This is a genomic window from Inmirania thermothiophila (assembly GCF_003751635.1).
Classification (GTDB): domain Bacteria; phylum Pseudomonadota; class Gammaproteobacteria; order DSM-100275; family DSM-100275; genus Inmirania; species Inmirania thermothiophila.
In genome coordinates this window covers 607,986-623,040 of the sequence record NZ_RJVI01000002.1, presented here as the reverse complement: position 1 = coordinate 623,040, position 15,055 = coordinate 607,986, and the positions used below count along the sequence as shown (strand labels likewise).

The 15,055-nt window shown below is 75.6% G+C and carries 15 protein-coding genes; 13 read left to right on the top strand and 2 right to left on the bottom strand.

Translation table 11 applies throughout. The annotated features are described in order from the left end of the window. Window positions 1-10: 10 nt before the first annotated feature. The 7 genes from hybA to EDC57_RS08625 are packed head-to-tail and all read left to right on the top strand — an operon-like array spanning window position 11 to window position 5,845. Entirely contained in the window at window positions 11-1,000 is a 990-nt protein-coding gene (gene hybA / locus EDC57_RS08655; protein WP_123401465.1) for a hydrogenase 2 operon protein HybA, read from the top strand. Further along, window positions 997-2,136: a Ni/Fe-hydrogenase cytochrome b subunit gene (gene hybB / locus EDC57_RS08650; protein ID WP_123401464.1), complete on the top strand. Its 1,140-nt coding sequence runs from the start codon at window positions 997-999 to the stop codon at window positions 2,134-2,136. Before hybA ends, hybB begins: the two co-directional genes overlap by 4 nt. 47 nt (window positions 2,137-2,183) lie before the next feature. After that, window positions 2,184-3,887 carry a nickel-dependent hydrogenase large subunit gene (locus EDC57_RS08645; protein WP_123401463.1) on the top strand — a complete coding sequence of 568 codons (1,704 nt, stop codon included), beginning with the start codon at window positions 2,184-2,186 and terminating at the stop codon, window positions 3,885-3,887. 3 nt (window positions 3,888-3,890) lie between these two features. Beyond that, complete coding sequence (locus tag EDC57_RS08640) at window positions 3,891-4,373, top strand: HyaD/HybD family hydrogenase maturation endopeptidase (RefSeq protein WP_123401462.1); 483 nt, start codon at window positions 3,891-3,893, stop codon at window positions 4,371-4,373. A 5-nt stretch (window positions 4,374-4,378) separates the two neighbouring features. Then, window positions 4,379-4,633 (top strand): HypC/HybG/HupF family hydrogenase formation chaperone, encoded by a 255-nt coding sequence (locus EDC57_RS08635; RefSeq protein ID WP_123401461.1) that lies wholly within the window; start codon window positions 4,379-4,381, stop codon window positions 4,631-4,633. Further along, window positions 4,614-5,123 carry a [NiFe]-hydrogenase assembly chaperone HybE gene (hybE, locus tag EDC57_RS08630; RefSeq protein WP_170165084.1) on the top strand — a complete coding sequence of 170 codons (510 nt, stop codon included), beginning with the start codon at window positions 4,614-4,616 and terminating at the stop codon, window positions 5,121-5,123. The genes EDC57_RS08635 and hybE overlap by 20 nt, the downstream gene beginning before the upstream one ends. Next, entirely contained in the window at window positions 5,120-5,845 is a 726-nt protein-coding gene (locus EDC57_RS08625) for a HoxN/HupN/NixA family nickel/cobalt transporter (protein WP_211331942.1), read from the top strand. The genes hybE and EDC57_RS08625 overlap by 4 nt, the downstream gene beginning before the upstream one ends. An 11-nt stretch (window positions 5,846-5,856) precedes the next feature. Here the strand turns inward: EDC57_RS08625 and EDC57_RS08620 are convergent, their stop codons facing one another. Together EDC57_RS08620 and EDC57_RS08615 are read right to left on the bottom strand one after the other, a co-directional pair. Further along, complete coding sequence (locus tag EDC57_RS08620; RefSeq protein ID WP_123401459.1) at window positions 5,857-7,305, bottom strand: nickel-dependent hydrogenase large subunit; 1,449 nt, start codon at window positions 7,303-7,305, stop codon at window positions 5,857-5,859. Beyond that, a complete protein-coding gene (locus EDC57_RS08615; protein WP_123401458.1) occupies window positions 7,302-8,348 on the bottom strand; it encodes an NADH-quinone oxidoreductase subunit B family protein in 1,047 nt (348 codons plus the stop codon). The genes EDC57_RS08620 and EDC57_RS08615 overlap by 4 nt, the downstream gene beginning before the upstream one ends. A gap of 253 nt (window positions 8,349-8,601) precedes the next feature. On the opposite strand from EDC57_RS08615, the gene EDC57_RS08610 reads away from it, so the two are divergent. Genes EDC57_RS08610 through hypD form a run of 6 tightly spaced genes read left to right on the top strand, consistent with a single transcriptional unit; the run spans window position 8,602 to window position 14,981 of the window. Beyond that, window positions 8,602-9,549, top strand: coding sequence for a hypothetical protein (locus tag EDC57_RS08610; protein WP_123401457.1), 948 nt, complete (start codon window positions 8,602-8,604; stop codon window positions 9,547-9,549). Next, window positions 9,542-9,883: a hydrogenase maturation nickel metallochaperone HypA gene (gene hypA, locus EDC57_RS08605; protein WP_123401456.1), complete on the top strand. Its 342-nt coding sequence runs from the start codon at window positions 9,542-9,544 to the stop codon at window positions 9,881-9,883. The genes EDC57_RS08610 and hypA overlap by 8 nt, the downstream gene beginning before the upstream one ends. Before the next feature lies 1 nt (window position 9,884). Then, window positions 9,885-10,664: a hydrogenase nickel incorporation protein HypB gene (gene hypB / locus EDC57_RS08600; RefSeq protein ID WP_123401455.1), complete on the top strand. Its 780-nt coding sequence runs from the start codon at window positions 9,885-9,887 to the stop codon at window positions 10,662-10,664. A 47-nt stretch (window positions 10,665-10,711) separates the two neighbouring features. Beyond that, the gene (gene hypF / locus EDC57_RS08595) at window positions 10,712-13,027 is read left to right on the top strand and encodes a carbamoyltransferase HypF (protein ID WP_245995195.1); all 2,316 of its coding nucleotides are present in this window, start codon (window positions 10,712-10,714) and stop codon (window positions 13,025-13,027) included. Beyond that, window positions 13,018-13,248 (top strand): HypC/HybG/HupF family hydrogenase formation chaperone, encoded by a 231-nt coding sequence (locus tag EDC57_RS08590; protein WP_123401454.1) that lies wholly within the window; start codon window positions 13,018-13,020, stop codon window positions 13,246-13,248. Before hypF ends, EDC57_RS08590 begins: the two co-directional genes overlap by 10 nt. Next, entirely contained in the window at window positions 13,245-14,981 is a 1,737-nt protein-coding gene (gene hypD, locus EDC57_RS13360; protein WP_342768979.1) for a hydrogenase formation protein HypD, read from the top strand. Before EDC57_RS08590 ends, hypD begins: the two co-directional genes overlap by 4 nt. The last annotated feature ends 74 nt before the right edge of the window (window positions 14,982-15,055 follow it).

The window sequence follows — 15,055 nt, the reverse complement described above, 5'->3', positions numbered from 1 at the left end:
AGGGCGGGGGATGAAGCGACGCGACTTCCTCAAGGCGGCCGGCGGGCTGGGGCTTGCCGGGGCCGCCGCCCCGGCGGCGGCGCGTCCCAATCTCGAGCCGATCCCGGACGGCTACGCCATGCTCTACGACTCGACCCTGTGCGTCGGCTGCAAGGCCTGCATGGCGGCGTGCAAGCGGATCAACGGCATGCCGCCCGAGCCCATGGGCGAGGAGACGCAGTGGGACGCCCCGCGCGACCTCTCCGGCAGGACGCGCAACGTCATCAAGGTCTGGAAGCGGGGCGCGGCGCGCAACAAGGACGACGAAGAGGACGGCTACGCCTTCGTCAAGCGGCACTGCCTGCACTGTGTGGACCCGAGCTGCGTCTCGGTCTGCCCGGTCAGCGCCATGCGCAAGGACCCGAAGACCGGGGTGGTGACCAACGACCCCGACGCCTGCATCGGCTGCCGCTACTGCGTCTACGCCTGCCCCTTCGACGTGCCCAAGTACGAGTTCCACGAGCCCTACGGGCGGATCCAGAAGTGCGAGTTCTGCAACCAGCCCGGGGTGGCGCGCCTCGACCAGGGGCTGCTGCCGGGCTGCGTCGAGGTCTGCCCCACGGGGGCGTCGCTCTTCGGCACCCGCGAGGAGCTGCTCGCCGAGGCCCGGCGCCGGCTCGCCCTTAAGCCGGGTGAGCCCTACCGCTATCCGCGCGAGCGGGTGGGGGCCGGGGTCGGGCACGTGCGCCCGGCGCCGCGCTACGTCCAGCACATCTACGGCGAGAAGGAGCTCGGCGGCACGCAGGTGCTCTACCTCACGGGGGTGCCGCACGAGTACCTCGGGCTGCCGCGGCTGCCCGAGCGGTCCTACGCCTCCATCTCGGAGACCGTGCAGCACACCCTCTACAAGGGCTTCGCCGCGCCCGTGGCGGCCTTCGCGGGGCTGGCCTGGATCGTGCGGCGCAACGTCGAGCGGCGCGGCGAGGTGGGCCGCGACGACGGCAGGGAGGAGGAGCGATGAGCGAGGCACGTCCCGTCGGCGGCCGTCTGCTGACGATCCCGACCCTGGTGCTGGCGGCGCTGGCCGCGGTGGCCGGCCTCATCCTGGCCAAGCGCTTCGCGCTGGGCCTGGGGGCGGTGACCCACCTCAACGGCGGCTACCCGTGGGGGCTCTGGGTGGTGGCGGACATCGTCATCGGCACCGCCTTCGCCTGCGGCGGCTACGTGGTGGCCTTCACCGTCTACGTCCTCAACAAGGGGCGCTACCACCCGCTGGTGCGCCCGGCGCTGCTGGCGAGCCTGCTCGGCTACGGCCTCGGCGGCGCCGCCGCGTTCATCGACATGGGGCGCTACGGCAACTTCTACAACATGTTCCTGCCCTGGCAGGTGAACGTGAACTCGGTGATGCTGGAGGTGGGCCTGTGCGTGTTCACCTACGTGCTGGTCCTCGCCGTCGAGTTCCTGCCGGTGGTGGCGGAGGCGGCGCGCTGGACGCGGCTGCGGCGGCGGCTCGAGCGCTGGCTCTTCCTCTTCATCGCCCTCGGGCTCGTGCTGCCGACCATGCACCAGTCCTCGCTCGGCTCGCTCCTGATCTCGGCCGGGTACAAGATCCACCCCCTCTGGCAGTCGATGGCGCTGCAGCCGTTCTTCGCCCTCCTGACCGCGATCCTGATGGGGCTCGCGATCGTGATCTTCGAGTCGGCGATGGCCGCGGCGGGGCTTCGGCACGAGCTGGAGAAGCCGCTGCTGACGGGGTTCGGGCGCGGCGCGCTGGGGCTCACGGTGGCCTACCTCGCGCTGCGCCTCGGGGACCTGGCGATGCGGGGCGCGCTGGGCGATGCCCTGGCGGGGGATCTGCGCGGCAACCTCTTCCTGCTGGAGACGGCGCTGTTCGTCTTCCCGGTGGTGGTGCTGGCCGGGCCGCTGGGGCGGCGGGCGCCGTGGCTGTTCCTCGCCGCCCTCTCGCTGGGGCTGGCCGGGGCGCTCTACCGGCTCAACGCCTTCCTCATCGGCTTCCTCGCGAGGCCGGGCTACGTCTACTTCCCGTCCGCGGAGGAGATCCTGGTCACGGTGGGGCTGGTGGCCTTCGAGATCCTCGTCTACCTGGTGGCGGTCAAGCGGCTGCCGGTGCTGGCGGCGCCGGCGCGGGCCGCCTGAGGCCGGGGACGGGGCGGTTCCACGTCTTCATCGGGGGAGAGCACAACGTGTCGACTCGCATCACCATCGATCCGGTCACGCGCATCGAGGGACACCTGCGCATCGACTGCGAGGTCAAGGACGGCCGGGTGGTCAAGGCCTGGGCCTCGGGGCAGATGTGGCGGGGCATCGAGAAGATCCTGATCGGGCGCGATCCGCGCGATGCATGGATCTTCACCCAGCGCATCTGCGGCGTCTGCACCACGGTGCACGCCATCACCTCGGTGCGTGCGGTGGAGAACGCCATCGACCTCGAGGTGCCGCTCAACGCCCAGTACATCCGCAACATGATCATCGCCGCGCACGGCATCCACGATCACATCGTGCACTTCTACCACCTGGCGGCGCTGGACTGGGTGGACATCACCTCGGCCCTCAAGGCCGATCCGCGCAAGGCGGCGCAGCTTGCGGAGAGCCTCTCCGAGTGGCCCGGCAACAGCGTCCACGAGATGCGCCGCGTCCAGGACAAGCTCAAGGGCTTCGTCGCCAGCGGCCAGCTCGGCGTCTTCGCCAACCACGCCTGGGGCCACCCCGAGATGCGGCTGCCCCCCGAGGTGAACCTGATCGCGGTGGCGCACTACCTGCAGGCGCTCGAGTACCAGCGCATCGCCAACAAGATCGTCTCCACCCTCGGGAGCAAGACGCCGCACATCCAGAACCTCGCCGTGGGCGGCGTGGCCAATCCCATCAACCCGGACTCGCAGTCGACGCTCACCATCGAGCGGCTGATGCTCATCAAGGCCGCCATCGACCGGCTGCACGACTTCATCCATCAGGTCTACCTCAAGGACGTCGCGGTGGTGGCCGCCCATTACCTGGACTGGGCCGGCCACGGCAGCGGCGTCACCCACTACCTCTCGGTGCCGGACCTGCCCCTGGACGGCAAGGGCACCCGCTTCGCCATGCCGGGCGGCTACATCCGCGGCGCCGACCTGGAGGGCGGCTTCACGCCCATCCGCAGCTTCGGCGACGCCGCCTTCCGCGACAGCGTCGCCGAGGCCGCCCGGCACGCCTGGTACCGCGACGAGGGGCCGCTGCACCCCTGGGAGGGGCGCACCGAGCCGCAGTACACGGACTTCCAGGACGAGGGCAAGTACTCCTGGATCAAGTCGCCCACCTTCCGCGGCGACCCCGCGCAGGTGGGGCCGCTGGCCAACGTGCTGTGCATGTACGCCGCCGGCCACGAGGGCGCGCGCCGCTACGTGGGCGAGCTGGTGCAGACCGTCGCCGCGCTCACCGGCAAGGACGTGCCCCTCTCGGCGCTGCACTCCACCCTCGGGCGGCATGCCGGGCGCGTGGTGCGCACCGCCATCCTCTACGACAACCTGGTGGCGCAGTGGCGGCTGCTCATGGACAACATCGCCCGTGGCGACCACGACACCTTCAACCCCCCGTCCTTCCCGAAGGGCGAGGTGCGCGGCTTCGGCTTCCACGAGGCCCCGCGCGGGACCCTCTCCCACTGGGTCGTGATCGAGGACGGCAAGATCCGCAACTACCAGTGCGTGGTGCCCACCACCTGGAACGCCGCGCCGCGCAACGCCGATGACGAGCCGGGCCCCTACGAGGCGGCCCTGGTGGGCACCCCGGTCCGGGATCCCGAGCAGCCGCTGGAGGTGCTGCGCACCGTGCGCAGCTTCGACCCCTGCCTGGCCTGCGCGGTGCACCTGCACGACCCGGCGACGGGGCGCGCGGTGCAGGTCAAGGTCAGCTGAGCCGTGGCGGTCCTGGTCCTCGGCATCGGCAACCTGCTGCTCTCGGACGAGGGCCTCGGCGTGCACGCGGTGCGCGCCCTGGAGCGGGACTGGGTGCTGCCGGCCGACGTGGAGGTGGTGGACGGCGGCACCGCGGGGATGGAGCTCCTGGACCTCATGGCGGGGCGCGAGCACGTGGTGGTGATCGACGCCGTCAAGGCCGAGGGCCCGCCCGGGTGCGTGCTGGTGCTGCGGGACGAGGCCGTGGGGGCCTACTTCCGCGGCCCCATCTCGCCGCACCAGCTCGGGCTCTCGGACGTGCTGGCGGCGCTCGCGCTGTGCGAGCAGACGCCGCGCGGGCTCACCCTCGTGGGCGTGGTGCCGGCCTCGCTGGAGACGGGGCTCGCCCTCTCGGAGCCGGTGCGCGAGGCGCTGCCGCGGGCGCTGGCCGAGGTGGTGGCGGAGCTGCGCCGTCTCGGGCGCGAGCCGGTGCATCGCGCGGCCTGAGCGCCATGTGCCTCGCCGTGCCGTCGCAGGTGGTGGCCGTCGGGGAGGGCACCGCGGTGGTGGAGGCCTTCGGCCGGCGGCGCGAGGTGAGCCTGCTGCTGCTCGACGCGCCGGTGGTGCCGGGCGACTATGTGCTGGTGCAGGCGGGGGGCTTCGCCTACGAGAAGGTGGAGCCGAAGCGGGCCCGTGAGGCCCTGGCGGAGATCGAGGCCCTCCTCGGGGAGGGCGGGGAGGCACCGGATGGAGCCGTCGGCTGGTAGCGTCGGTGGGCCCGGGCCGCTGCTGGAGCGGGTCTTCGAGCGCATCCACCGCGAGTCCATGCAGGGTCTGCCGCTGGTGAACCCGGCCCTGCGGGTCAGGGCGGTGGGCTTTCGCCGTCTCGCCGATGCGGGGCGCTGGGTGGGGGTCCTGGTGACGCCCTGGTTCATGAATCTCATGGTCCTCTCGGACGGCACCCGTCCCCTGCCCGAGGCGGCGACGGGGGAACGGGTGACCCTGCGCTTCCCCTCCGGGGCGTACCGCTTCACCGCGGGCGAGGTGGAGGAGGTGGGGCGCTACCTCTTCTGCTCCCTGGCCTCGCCCGTGCACTGCTTCCCGGACGCGGAGACCGCCGAGCGCACGGCGGCGGAGGTGATGGAGCTGCTGCTGCGCGCGCCCGAGGGGGCGCAGGAGGCGCCGGCGCCGGATCCCGGGCGCCGCGGCCTCCTCGGGCTCGGGCGCTGCGCGCGCCGGGCGGAGGCCGGCGCGTGAGCCTCGTCCACGTCCTCGCCCTCGGCTTTCTCGTCGGCATGCGCCACGCCGTGGAGGCCGACCACGTCGCCGCCGTCGCCTCGCTCGCCACGGGCAGCGCCAGCCGGCGCGAGACGGTGTGGAAGGGCGTACTGTGGGGGGTCGGCCACACGCTGACCCTGTTCGCGGTGGCGGTGGCGGTCCTGGCGGGCGGGGCGACGCTCACCGAGGAGACGGCGCAGCGTCTGGAGCTCGCCGTGGGGGTCATGCTCGTGCTCCTCGGCCTCGACGTCCTGCGCCGGCTCGTGCGCGAGCGCGTCCATTTCCACGCCCACGCCCACGAGGACGGGCGGGTGCACCTGCACGCCCACGCCCACCGCGGCGAGGCAGGGCCCCACGACCCCGCGCGCCACGTCCACCGCCACCCCGCGGGGCTGCCGCTGCGGGCCCTGGCGGTGGGGATGATGCACGGCATGGCGGGCTCGGCGGCGCTCCTGGTGCTCGCCGCCGGGGCGGTGGGCGGCACCGCCCTCGGGCTCCTCTACGTGGCCGTCTTCGGCCTCGGCTCCATCCTCGGCATGGGCCTGCTCTCGGCGGCCATGAGCGTGCCGCTGGCCTGGTCGGCCCGCGCCCTCACCTGGGCCCACAACGGCGTGCAGGCCGCCATCGGGCTCCTCACCCTCGGGCTGGGTGCCCGCATGGTCTGGGAACTGGGGGTCGCGGGGGGTGCGCTGCTGCCCTGAGCGGCGGCCCCTCAGTGCACGGTGCAGACCATGCAGGGGTCGAAGGAGCGGACCACGTGCTGCACCGCCACGGGGTCGGTCTCGCCGGGCCGCACCGGGGCGCCGACCAGGGCCTGCTCCAGCGGGCCCGGCACCCCGGCGGCGTCCCGCGGCGAGAAGTTCCAGGTGGTGGGGGCCACGATCTGGTAGTTCCGGATCCGTCCGCCCGCGACCTCGATCCAGTGCCCGAGACCGCCGCGGGCGGCCTCCACCAGGCCTGCGGCGCGCCCGTCCGGCACGGACGGGGCCGGCGCGATGAAGGGTGCCTCGGGCTCCAGCGCCTGGGCCCAGCGCTCCATGGCCGGCACCAGGCGGGCGCACTCCAGGAGCCGTCCCAGCACCCGCGCGAGGACGTGGGTCCCCTCGCGCACCAGGTCCAGCGCCAGGGGGTGCCCGGCGAGGGCCTGGCGGGCGATCGCGCCCACCTCCACCGGGCTCCCCGCAAGCCGCGGCGCCTTGCACCAGGTGTAGCCCCCGGGGGCCTCGGGGTCGGGCTCGGTGGTCCCCTCCGCCGGCGGGAGCGGGGCGGCGCCGCGGCGCAGCCAGGCGTGGCTGTGATCCTCGGTGATGGCGTCGGGATCGAGGGCCTCGGGGCGGCCGTCCCGCAGGAGACCTGCGGGAAAGAGGGGGCCGTCGGTCCCGGGGTAGGCGCCGTAGCTCATGAGCGGCAGACGGATGCGGCCGAGCCCGTCGAGGCCGAGGTCCTCCGCGGCGGCGAGCAGGCGCAGCAGGTCGCAGCGCTCGGGTCCCTCGGCCGCGAGCCGGGCGCGCAGGGCGGCGACGCCGTCGAGGGCCTCCACCGCCTCCAGGGGCGCGCCGAAGAGCTCCGCCTCCAGGAAGGCGCGCACCTCGGCGAGGATCTCCAGCAGGCGCAGGCGCTCCGCGGCGCCGACGGCGCGCGTGCTGCCGCCGGGCTGGAAGGCCAGGGTGTGGGGCCAGCGCCCGGCGAGCAGCCCCACCACGTGCAGGAGCCGTGCCCGCGCCGCCAGCATCGGCGGGCGGGCGCTGCCGCCGGCGGCGCGGAAGCGCGCGGCCACGGACCCGTGCCACGGGCGGTCGCGGTAGACCGGCCGCGCCAGGTCCGGCATGAAGAAGAGGTAGAAGTGGGTGAGGTGGTCGGCGAGGTTCTCCGCCGCCAGCACCAGGTTGGCGGCGTGCAGGCCGTTGGGCGGGGGCTCGATGCCGGCCAGCGCCTGCAGCGCGGTGACCGCGGCCATGGACTGGGCCACCGAGCAGATGCCGCAGACGCGGGGGGTGATGGCCAGCGCGTCGAGGGGCTCGCGCCCGAGCAGGATGCGCTCGAAGCCGCGGTAGAGGGGGGAGCTGACGCGGGCGCTGCGCACGACGCCCTCGGCCACCTCGAGGCGCACCTCGAGATCGCCCTCGACGCGGTTGAAGGGGCCGACGATGAGCCGCGTCACCGGCGCCGCCTCCCGCCCGGCGCCTTCGCCGCGGACCCGTCCGGGGCCGCGCGCGGCCGCGTCCGCGGCGCCACCAGGACGCGGTCGGCGTGGGCGTTGACGCGGATCCGCTCGGGGGTGGCGGCCTTGGCGAGGGAGGCGAGGGCGACGAACCAGGCCTTGGGCATGTCCAGCGGCAGGCCCACCGGGATCCCGGCGATCTTGGGGGTCGAGAGGAAGCCGTGGCCGGGGTCGGCGAAGTCCGGCTCGGTGCAGCGGATGCAGGCGTAGCCGCCGCGGGTGCAGGAGCCCTCGCCGTTCCACAGCCGGAGGTTGCAGTCGGCGTGGGCCTGGGTGCCCTTGCAGCCCAGATGCTCCATGAGGCAGCCGCCCTGGCCGGGCCGCTCGGCGCTGGCCTTGAACTCGTAGAACTCGTTGCGGTCGCAGCCGTGGTGGGCGAGGCGGGCGGCGTAGAAGCGCGGGCGGCCGAGCTCGTCCAGATCCCCCGCGCCCAGCTCGCCGCGGGCGATGAGCGCCAGCGTGGTCAGGACCCAGCCCGGATGGGTCGGGCAACCGGCGACGTTGATCACGGGCAGCCCCGCGCGCGAGCGGAAGCCCGCCCCCAGGAGTCCCCCGGGCTCCTCCCGCTCGTACTGCAGCCCGCAGGCCTCCAGCTCGTTGGCCCCGGCGGCGCTGATGCCGCCGAAGGCGGCGCAGGTGCCCACCGCCACCACGTGGCGCGCCCGGCGCGCGATGCGCTCGATGCGCTGGCGGGCGGGAACGCCGCCGAGGCGGTGGAAGAGGCCGCTGCCGTGGGGCCCGCGCAGGACCGCGCCCTCCACGCAGAGGATATCCACCACGGTCTCGCCGCGCGCCGCCCCGTCCAGGAGGGCTGCGGCCTCGCTGCCCGTGGCCTCGCTCAGGGCCGGGTGCCAGAGGACCTCGATCCCGTGCAGCGCCAGCGCGCGCTCCAGGTCGGGGCGTTCGGCGCAGAGCAGCGATAGGGTGCAGCCGCCGCACCCGCCCGACTGGATCCAGAGCATGCGCAGCGGGGCCGACGTCATGGGTGCGCAGGGCCTCTCCACCGTGGGGTTGGGGCGAATCTAGCGCGCCGCGGGGGCGGCGGCAAACCGCGGCCCCGGCTGGACGGCGAGCGGAAGAGCGTTTTTCAGATTGCCATGCCGGGTGGAAGCATGCTATCCAGTCTGCCGCCGGGGACGAGGTGGAAAGGGCTGTTTCATCAGGTGGTCAGCGGCTGTCCAGGGGGTGGCACCGTTCTTGAATCCCGGGGATGCCGGTCGTGCAGGGGAGGGGACGGTGCCGGGTCCGGCGGCAGGCGAGCTGGTGGTGCGGCCGGGGGCGAGGGAGCCCGTCGTCTACTGCCCGCCCTTGGGCGGCGGGCGGGGGCTCGCGGGGCTCGCCCCGGAGGCGGCGCGGGCGCGGGTGGAGCGGCTCTTCGCGGTCTGCGGCGCGGGCCAGGGGGTGGCGCTCGCCGCGGCCTGCGATGCCGCGGCGGGGGCGCCGTGGGCGGTGCGGCCGGCCTCCCCGCGGCAGCATCTGGAGTGGCTGCGGGCGCTCGCGCTGTCGCTGCTTGCGGCATGGCCGCGCAGGCTCGGTCTCGCCCCGGAGGCGGCGCTGGCGCGGGCGGTGCTGGAGGCGGCCGATGCGGGGGCCGTGGCCGGGCGGCTGCGCGGACCGCTGGTGCTGGAGGCGGTCCGGCGGACCGGCGAATGGCCGGCGCATGGACCCCTCGCGGCGCTGGGCGAGGCGCTGGAGGCGGAGGCGGCGCCGCCGGCGGCGGAGGCCGCCTGGCCGCGGTTCGGGCGCGCCGAGGCCGAGCGGCGGCTCGGCGGCGCGGTGCCCGCCCAGAGCGGGCCCCTGGCCCGGCAGCGCGCCGCGGCGGGGGTGCGGCGACGCCTGCTTGCGGCGGGTGGCGGGGTGGCGGCGCGGGTGCTGGCGCAGGCGGTGGAGCTCGCCCGCCTCGCGGTGGAGGGGCCGTGGCCGCAGGCGGTGGCGAGCTGGCGGCTCGGACCGGGGCGGGGCGTGGCCCTCGTGGAGACGGCGCGGGGGCTGCTGGTGCATGAGGTGGCGCTTGCGGGCGGGCGCATCCGCCGCTACCGCATCGTCGCCCCCACCGAGGGCAACCTGCATCCGCGGGGTGCGGTGGCGGCGGCGCTGGCCCGTCTCGGGCCGGCGGCGGCGGGGCGGCTGGTGGCGGCGGTGGACCCCTGCGTCCCGTGGCGGATGGAGCAGGCCGATGCATGAGATGGCGCTGTGCGAGAGCCTGCTGCAGCTCATCGAGGAGCAGCAGCGCCGGCACGGCTTCCGCCGCGTGCGACGGGTGCGGCTGGAGGTGGGGCGGCTCGCCGGGGTCGAGGTGGAGGCGCTGCGCTTCGGCTTCGACGTGGTGACCCGGGGCAGCGTCGCCGAGGGCGCGGCGCTGGAGATCCTGGAGCCGCCGGGGCGGGCCTGGTGCATGGCCTGCGAGGCGGAGGTGGAGATTGCGCACCGCTACGATCCCTGCCCGCGCTGCGGCGGCTACGGCCTCGGCGTGCGCGGGGGCGATGCGATGCGGGTGCTGGACCTGGAGGTGGACTGAGATGTGCGGCGTCTGCGGCTGCGGCGAGGGCGAGGTGCGGATCGAGGGCGAGGCCCACGGGCATGACCACCACCACGGACCCGGGCACGGCCACGGGCCGGCGCATGCCCACGCCCCGGGGCTGGATCCGGCGCGCATGCTGCGCATCGAGCAGGACCTGCTGGCCAAGAACGACGCCTACGCCGAGGCCAACCGGCGGCGGCTCGCGCAGCTGGGGGTGCTCGCGCTGAACCTCGTGTCGAGCCCGGGGGCGGGCAAGACCACGCTGCTGGTGGAGACGCTGCGGCGGCTGGCGGGGCGGGTGCCGGCGGCGGTGATCGAGGGCGACCAGGAGACCAGCGCCGACGCCGACCGCATCCGCGCCACCGGCGTCCCCGCGGTGCAGGTCAACACCGGCAAGGGCTGCCATCTCGACGCCCACATGGTGGGGCACGCCATGGCGCGGCTGCCGCTCGCGCGCGGCGGCGTCCTCTTCATCGAGAACGTGGGCAACCTCGTGTGCCCGGCGGCCTTCGACCTCGGCGAGGCGGCGAAGGTGGTGATCCTGTCGGTGACCGAGGGCGAGGACAAGCCGCTCAAGTACCCGGACATGTTCGCCGCCGCCCGGCTCATGCTGGTGGGCAAGGTGGATCTCGCGCCGCACGTGGACTTCGACGTCGAGCGCGCCGTGGACCACGCCCGCCGCGTCAATCCCGGCATCGAGGTCCTGCGGCTGTCGGCGCGCACCGGCGAGGGGATGGAGGCCTGGATCGCGTGGATCGAGCGGCGGCTGCAGGGCTGAGCGCGGCGACCGATGCCGCCCCCGCCCGGCGGGCGGAGCGGCTGCGCGTGCGCGGATCCGTCCAGGGGGTCGGGTTCCGGCCCCACGTCTGGCACCTGGCGCGCGAGCTGGGCATCGCGGGCTGGGTGCGCAACGACGGCGACGGGGTGCTGATCCACGCCGAGGGTGCGGGGGAGGCCCTCGACCGCTTCGCCGCGCGGGTGGTGGCGGAGGCGCCGTCCCTGGCCACGGTGGCGGCGCTGGAGCGCCGGCGGGCGCAGCCCGAGGGGCACGAGGGCTTCGTCATCGCGGCGAGCGGCCCGGGCCGGGTGCGCACCGGGATCCCGGCCGACGTCGCCACCTGCCCCCGGTGCCTGGCCGAGCTCTTCGACCCCGCGGACCGCCGCTACCGCCACCCCTTCATCAACTGCACCCAGTGCGGGCCGCGCTTCACCATCACCGGGGCGCTCCCCTACGACCGGGCGCAGACCTCCATGGCCGCCTTCCCCATGTGCCCGGACTGCGCCGCCGAGTACCGCGATCCGGGCAACCGCCGCTTCCACGCCCAGCCCAACGCCTGCCCCCGCTGCGGCCCCCGCCTGCGGCTGGTGGGCGCGGACGGGGGCGAGACGGGCGGCGATCCCGTGGCCGCGGCCTGGGCGCTGCTGGAGGCGGGCGCCATCGTCGCGGTCAAGGGCCTCGGCGGCTATCACCTCGCCTGCCGCGCCGACGATGCCGGCGCGGTGGCGCGGCTTCGCGCGCGCAAGCGCCGCCCGGCGCGGCCCTTCGCGGTGATGGTGCTCAACGCCGCATCCGCCGCGCGCTGGGCGGAGGTGGACGCGGCGGGGCGGCGCTGGCTGGAGGACCGGCGCCGGCCCATCGTGCTCCTGCCCAAGGCCCCGGGCTGCGACGCCGAGCTTGCCGGTGTCGCGCCGGGGGTGGCCTGGCTCGGGGCGATGCTGCCCTACACCCCGGTGCACTATCTGCTCTTCCACGAGGCCGCGGGGCGGCCCGAGGGGACGGCGTGGCTCGGGCGGCCGCTGCCGCTCGCGCTGGTGATGACCTCGGCCAACCCGGGCGGCGAGCCGCTGGTGATCGGCGACGAGGAGGCCCGCGAGCGCCTCGCCGGCATCGCCGATGCCTTCCTCGTCCACGACCGCGTCATCCTCGTGCGCGCCGACGACAGCCTGCTGCGGCCGGAGCCGGACGGGGCGCGGCTGCTGCGGCGGGGGCGGGGGTGGACGCCGGAGCCGGTCCCGCTCGGCGCCGGCGGCCCTTCGGTGCTCGCCCTCGGCGCCCACCTCAAAAACGCGCCCTGCCTGACCCGCGGCGAGGAGGCCTTCCCGGCCCAGCACGTGGGCGATCTCGACAGCCGCGCCGCCCGCCTCGCCCTCGCCGAGGCGGCGACGCACCTGATGCGGGTGCTCGCGGTGCGGCCCGAGGCGGTGGTCCACGACCTGCACCCGGACTACGCCAGCACCGCCCTCGCCCGCCGGCTCGCGGCGGAGCTGGGGGTCGGCTGCTGGGCGGTGCAGCACCACCACGCCCACGTGGGCGCCGTCTGCGCCGAGCACGGTGCCGCGGGCCCGGTGGTGGGGATCGCCGCCGACGGCGTCGGGCTCGGCACCGACGGCGCGGCCTGGGGTGGGGAGCTGCTGTGGGTGCATGGGGCGCGCTGGCGCAGGCTGGGGGCGCTCGTGCCGCTGCCGCTGCCGGGGGGCGACGCCGCCGCGCGCGAGCCCTGGCGGATGGCGGCGGCGGTGCTGCATCGCCTCGGGCGCGGCGGCGAGATCGCGCGGCGCTTCCCGGGCCCGGCGGCGGAGGCGGTGGCGGCGATGCTGGCGCGCGGCGTGCGCTGCCCGCCGACGACCAGCCTCGGGCGGCTCTTCGACGCCGCCGCGGCGCTGCTCGGGCTGTGCCTTCACAGCAGCTACGAGGGGCAGGCGGCGATGGCGCTGGAGGCGCTGGCGCGGCGGGCGGTGCCGCGGCCGCCGCTGCCGGACGGCTTCCGCACCACCCCGGCGGGCCTCGACCTGCTGCCGCTGCTCCAGTGGCTCGCCGGGCGGCCGGCGCGGGACGCGGAGGCGGCGGCGGTCTTCCACGCCACCGTGGCCGAGGCGCTGGCGCGGTGGGCGGCGGCGGCGGCGCGCGAGGCGGGGGCCGGCACGGTGGCCCTCGGCGGCGGCTGCATGGCCAACGCGCTGCTCGCCGCGGCGCTGCGCGCGCGGCTCGAGGCGCAGGGGCTTGCGGTGCTGGAGGCGCGGGCGGTGCCGGCGGGCGACGGCGGGCTCGCCCTCGGGCAGGCGTGGATCGTGCGCGACGCCCTGCGGCGCGGGATGGAGCCGGGGCCGGTGGTCCCGGAGGGGGGATTCGCATGTGCCTAGCGGTGCCGGCCCGGGTGGTGGAGCTGCTGCCCGGGGAGGAGGCGATGGTGGACATGGGCGGGGTGCGGCGGCGCATCTCGGTGGCCCTGGTGGAGGGGATCGAGGTGGGCGACTACGTGGTGGTCCACGTGGGCTACGCCCTCTCGCGCCTGGACCCCGAGGAGGCGGAGCGGACCCTGGCCCTCTTCGCCGAGATGGGCGAGGCGGGAGGGGTGGCGTGAGCGGCCCGCGCCCGGACGCCCTGCGCTTCGTCGAGGCCTTCCGCGACGGCGGGCTGGCGCGGGGGCTCGCGGAGGCGATCCGGCGCGAGGCCGACCCCGGCCGGGTGTACCGCTTCATGGAGTTCTGCGGCGGCCACACCCACGCCATCGCCCGGTACGGGGTGGAGGATCTGCTGCCGGAGAACATCCGCATGATCCACGGACCGGGCTGCCCGGTGTGCGTCCTCCCGGTGGGGCGGGTGGCGCTCGCGATCGAGCTTGCCGGACGCGAGGGCGTCACGTTGTGCACCTACGGCGACATGCTGCGCGTGCCGGGCCCGGACGGCGACAGCCTCCTCAAGGCCAGGGCGCGCGGCGCCGACGTGCGCATGGTCTACTCGGCCGCCGACGCACTCGCCATCGCGCGGCGCGAGACCGCGCGCGAGGTGGTCTTCTTCGCCATCGGCTTCGAGACCACCACGCCGCCCACGGCGCTGGTGATCCGCCAGGCCGCCGCCGAGGGGCTCGCCAACTTCTCGGTGCTCTGCAACCACGTGCTCACGCCCTCGGCCATGCGGGCCATCCTCGAGGCGCCGGAGGTGCGCGAGTTCGGCCGCGTGCCCATCGACGGCTTCGTCGGTCCCGCCCACGTGAGCACGGTGATCGGCACCGAGCCCTACCGCTACTTCGCCGAGGAGTACCGCAAGCCCGTGGTGGTGGCGGGCTTCGAGCCCCTGGACGTGATGCAGGCGGTGCGGATGCTGGTGCGCCAGGTCAACGAGGGGCGGGCCGAGGTGGAGAACGAGTACGCCCGCGCCGTGCGTCCGGAGGGCAACCGCAAGGCTCAGGAGCTGGTGGCGGAGGTCTTCGAGCTGCGGCGCAGCTTCGAGTGGCGCGGGCTGGGGCTGGTGCCCTACAGCGCCCTGCGCATCAAGGCCGCCTACGCCGCCTTCGACGCCGAGCGCCGCTTCGCCCTGGAGGCGCCGTCGGTGCCGGACCACCGCGCCTGCGCCTGCGCGGCCATCCTGCGCGGGGCCCGCCACCCGCGCGACTGCCGCCTCTTCGGCACCGTGTGCACGCCGCAGACGCCGGTGGGCTCCTGCATGGTCTCCTCCGAGGGGGCGTGCGCGGCGTATTACACGTACGGGCGGTTTCGCCCCTCCCCGTCCCTCCCCACGCCCCCGGAGGGGGAGTGGCGTGGGGAGGGGGGCGAAGGTGCCGCTGCGCGGCGTTCGGGTTCTCTGGAGCGCGCCCCTCCCCGTCCCTCCCCACGCCCCCGGAGGGGGAGTGGCGTGGGGAGGGGGGCGAAGGTGCCGCTGCGCGGCGTTCGGGTTCTCTGGAGCGCCCCTCCCCGTCCCTCCCCACGCCCCCGGAGGGGGAGGGGCGTGGGGAGGGGGGCGAAGGTGCCGCTGCGCGGCGTTCGGGTTCTCTGGAGCGCCCCTCCCCGTCCCTCCCCACGCCCCCGGAGGGGGAGTGGCGTGGGGAGGGGGGCGAAGGTGCCGCTGCGCGGCGTTCGGGTTCTCTGGAGCGCCCCTCCCCGTCCCTCCCCACGCCCCCGGAGGGGGAGGGGCGTGGGGAGGGGGGCGAAGGTGCCGCTGCGCGGCGTTCGGGTTCTCTGGAGCGCCCCTCCCCGTCCCTCCCCACGCCCGTGCCGGGGGAGGGGCAGGGGGAGGGGCAGAGGAAGCGGCGCGTCTCCTCCTCCCCCGCGCAGCGGGGGAGGCCGGGAGGGGGCGCCGTGGGGTGACGAGGCATGAGGCGCAGCGACTACGGGCGACCCCTGGACCTGCGGCGCGGTGTGGTGGAGATGGCCCACGGCGGCGGCGCGGAC

What these genes read in the sequence shown, in the direction of transcription:
- hybA (WP_123401465.1), top strand. Translation starts at nt 11, where the DNA reads ATGAAGCGACGCGACTTCCTCAAGGCGGCCGGCGGGCTGGGGCTTGCC.
- hybB (WP_123401464.1), top strand. Translation starts at nt 997, where the DNA reads ATGAGCGAGGCACGTCCCGTCGGCGGCCGTCTGCTGACGATCCCGACC.
- EDC57_RS08635 (WP_123401461.1), top strand. Translation starts at nt 4,379, where the DNA reads ATGTGCCTCGCCGTGCCGTCGCAGGTGGTGGCCGTCGGGGAGGGCACC.
- hybE (WP_170165084.1), top strand. Translation starts at nt 4,614, where the DNA reads ATGGAGCCGTCGGCTGGTAGCGTCGGTGGGCCCGGGCCGCTGCTGGAG.
- EDC57_RS08615 (WP_123401458.1), bottom strand. Translation starts at nt 8,348, where the DNA reads ATGACGTCGGCCCCGCTGCGCATGCTCTGGATCCAGTCGGGCGGGTGC.
- hypA (WP_123401456.1), top strand. Translation starts at nt 9,542, where the DNA reads ATGCATGAGATGGCGCTGTGCGAGAGCCTGCTGCAGCTCATCGAGGAG.
- hypB (WP_123401455.1), top strand. Translation starts at nt 9,885, where the DNA reads ATGTGCGGCGTCTGCGGCTGCGGCGAGGGCGAGGTGCGGATCGAGGGC.
- EDC57_RS08590 (WP_123401454.1), top strand. Translation starts at nt 13,018, where the DNA reads ATGTGCCTAGCGGTGCCGGCCCGGGTGGTGGAGCTGCTGCCCGGGGAG.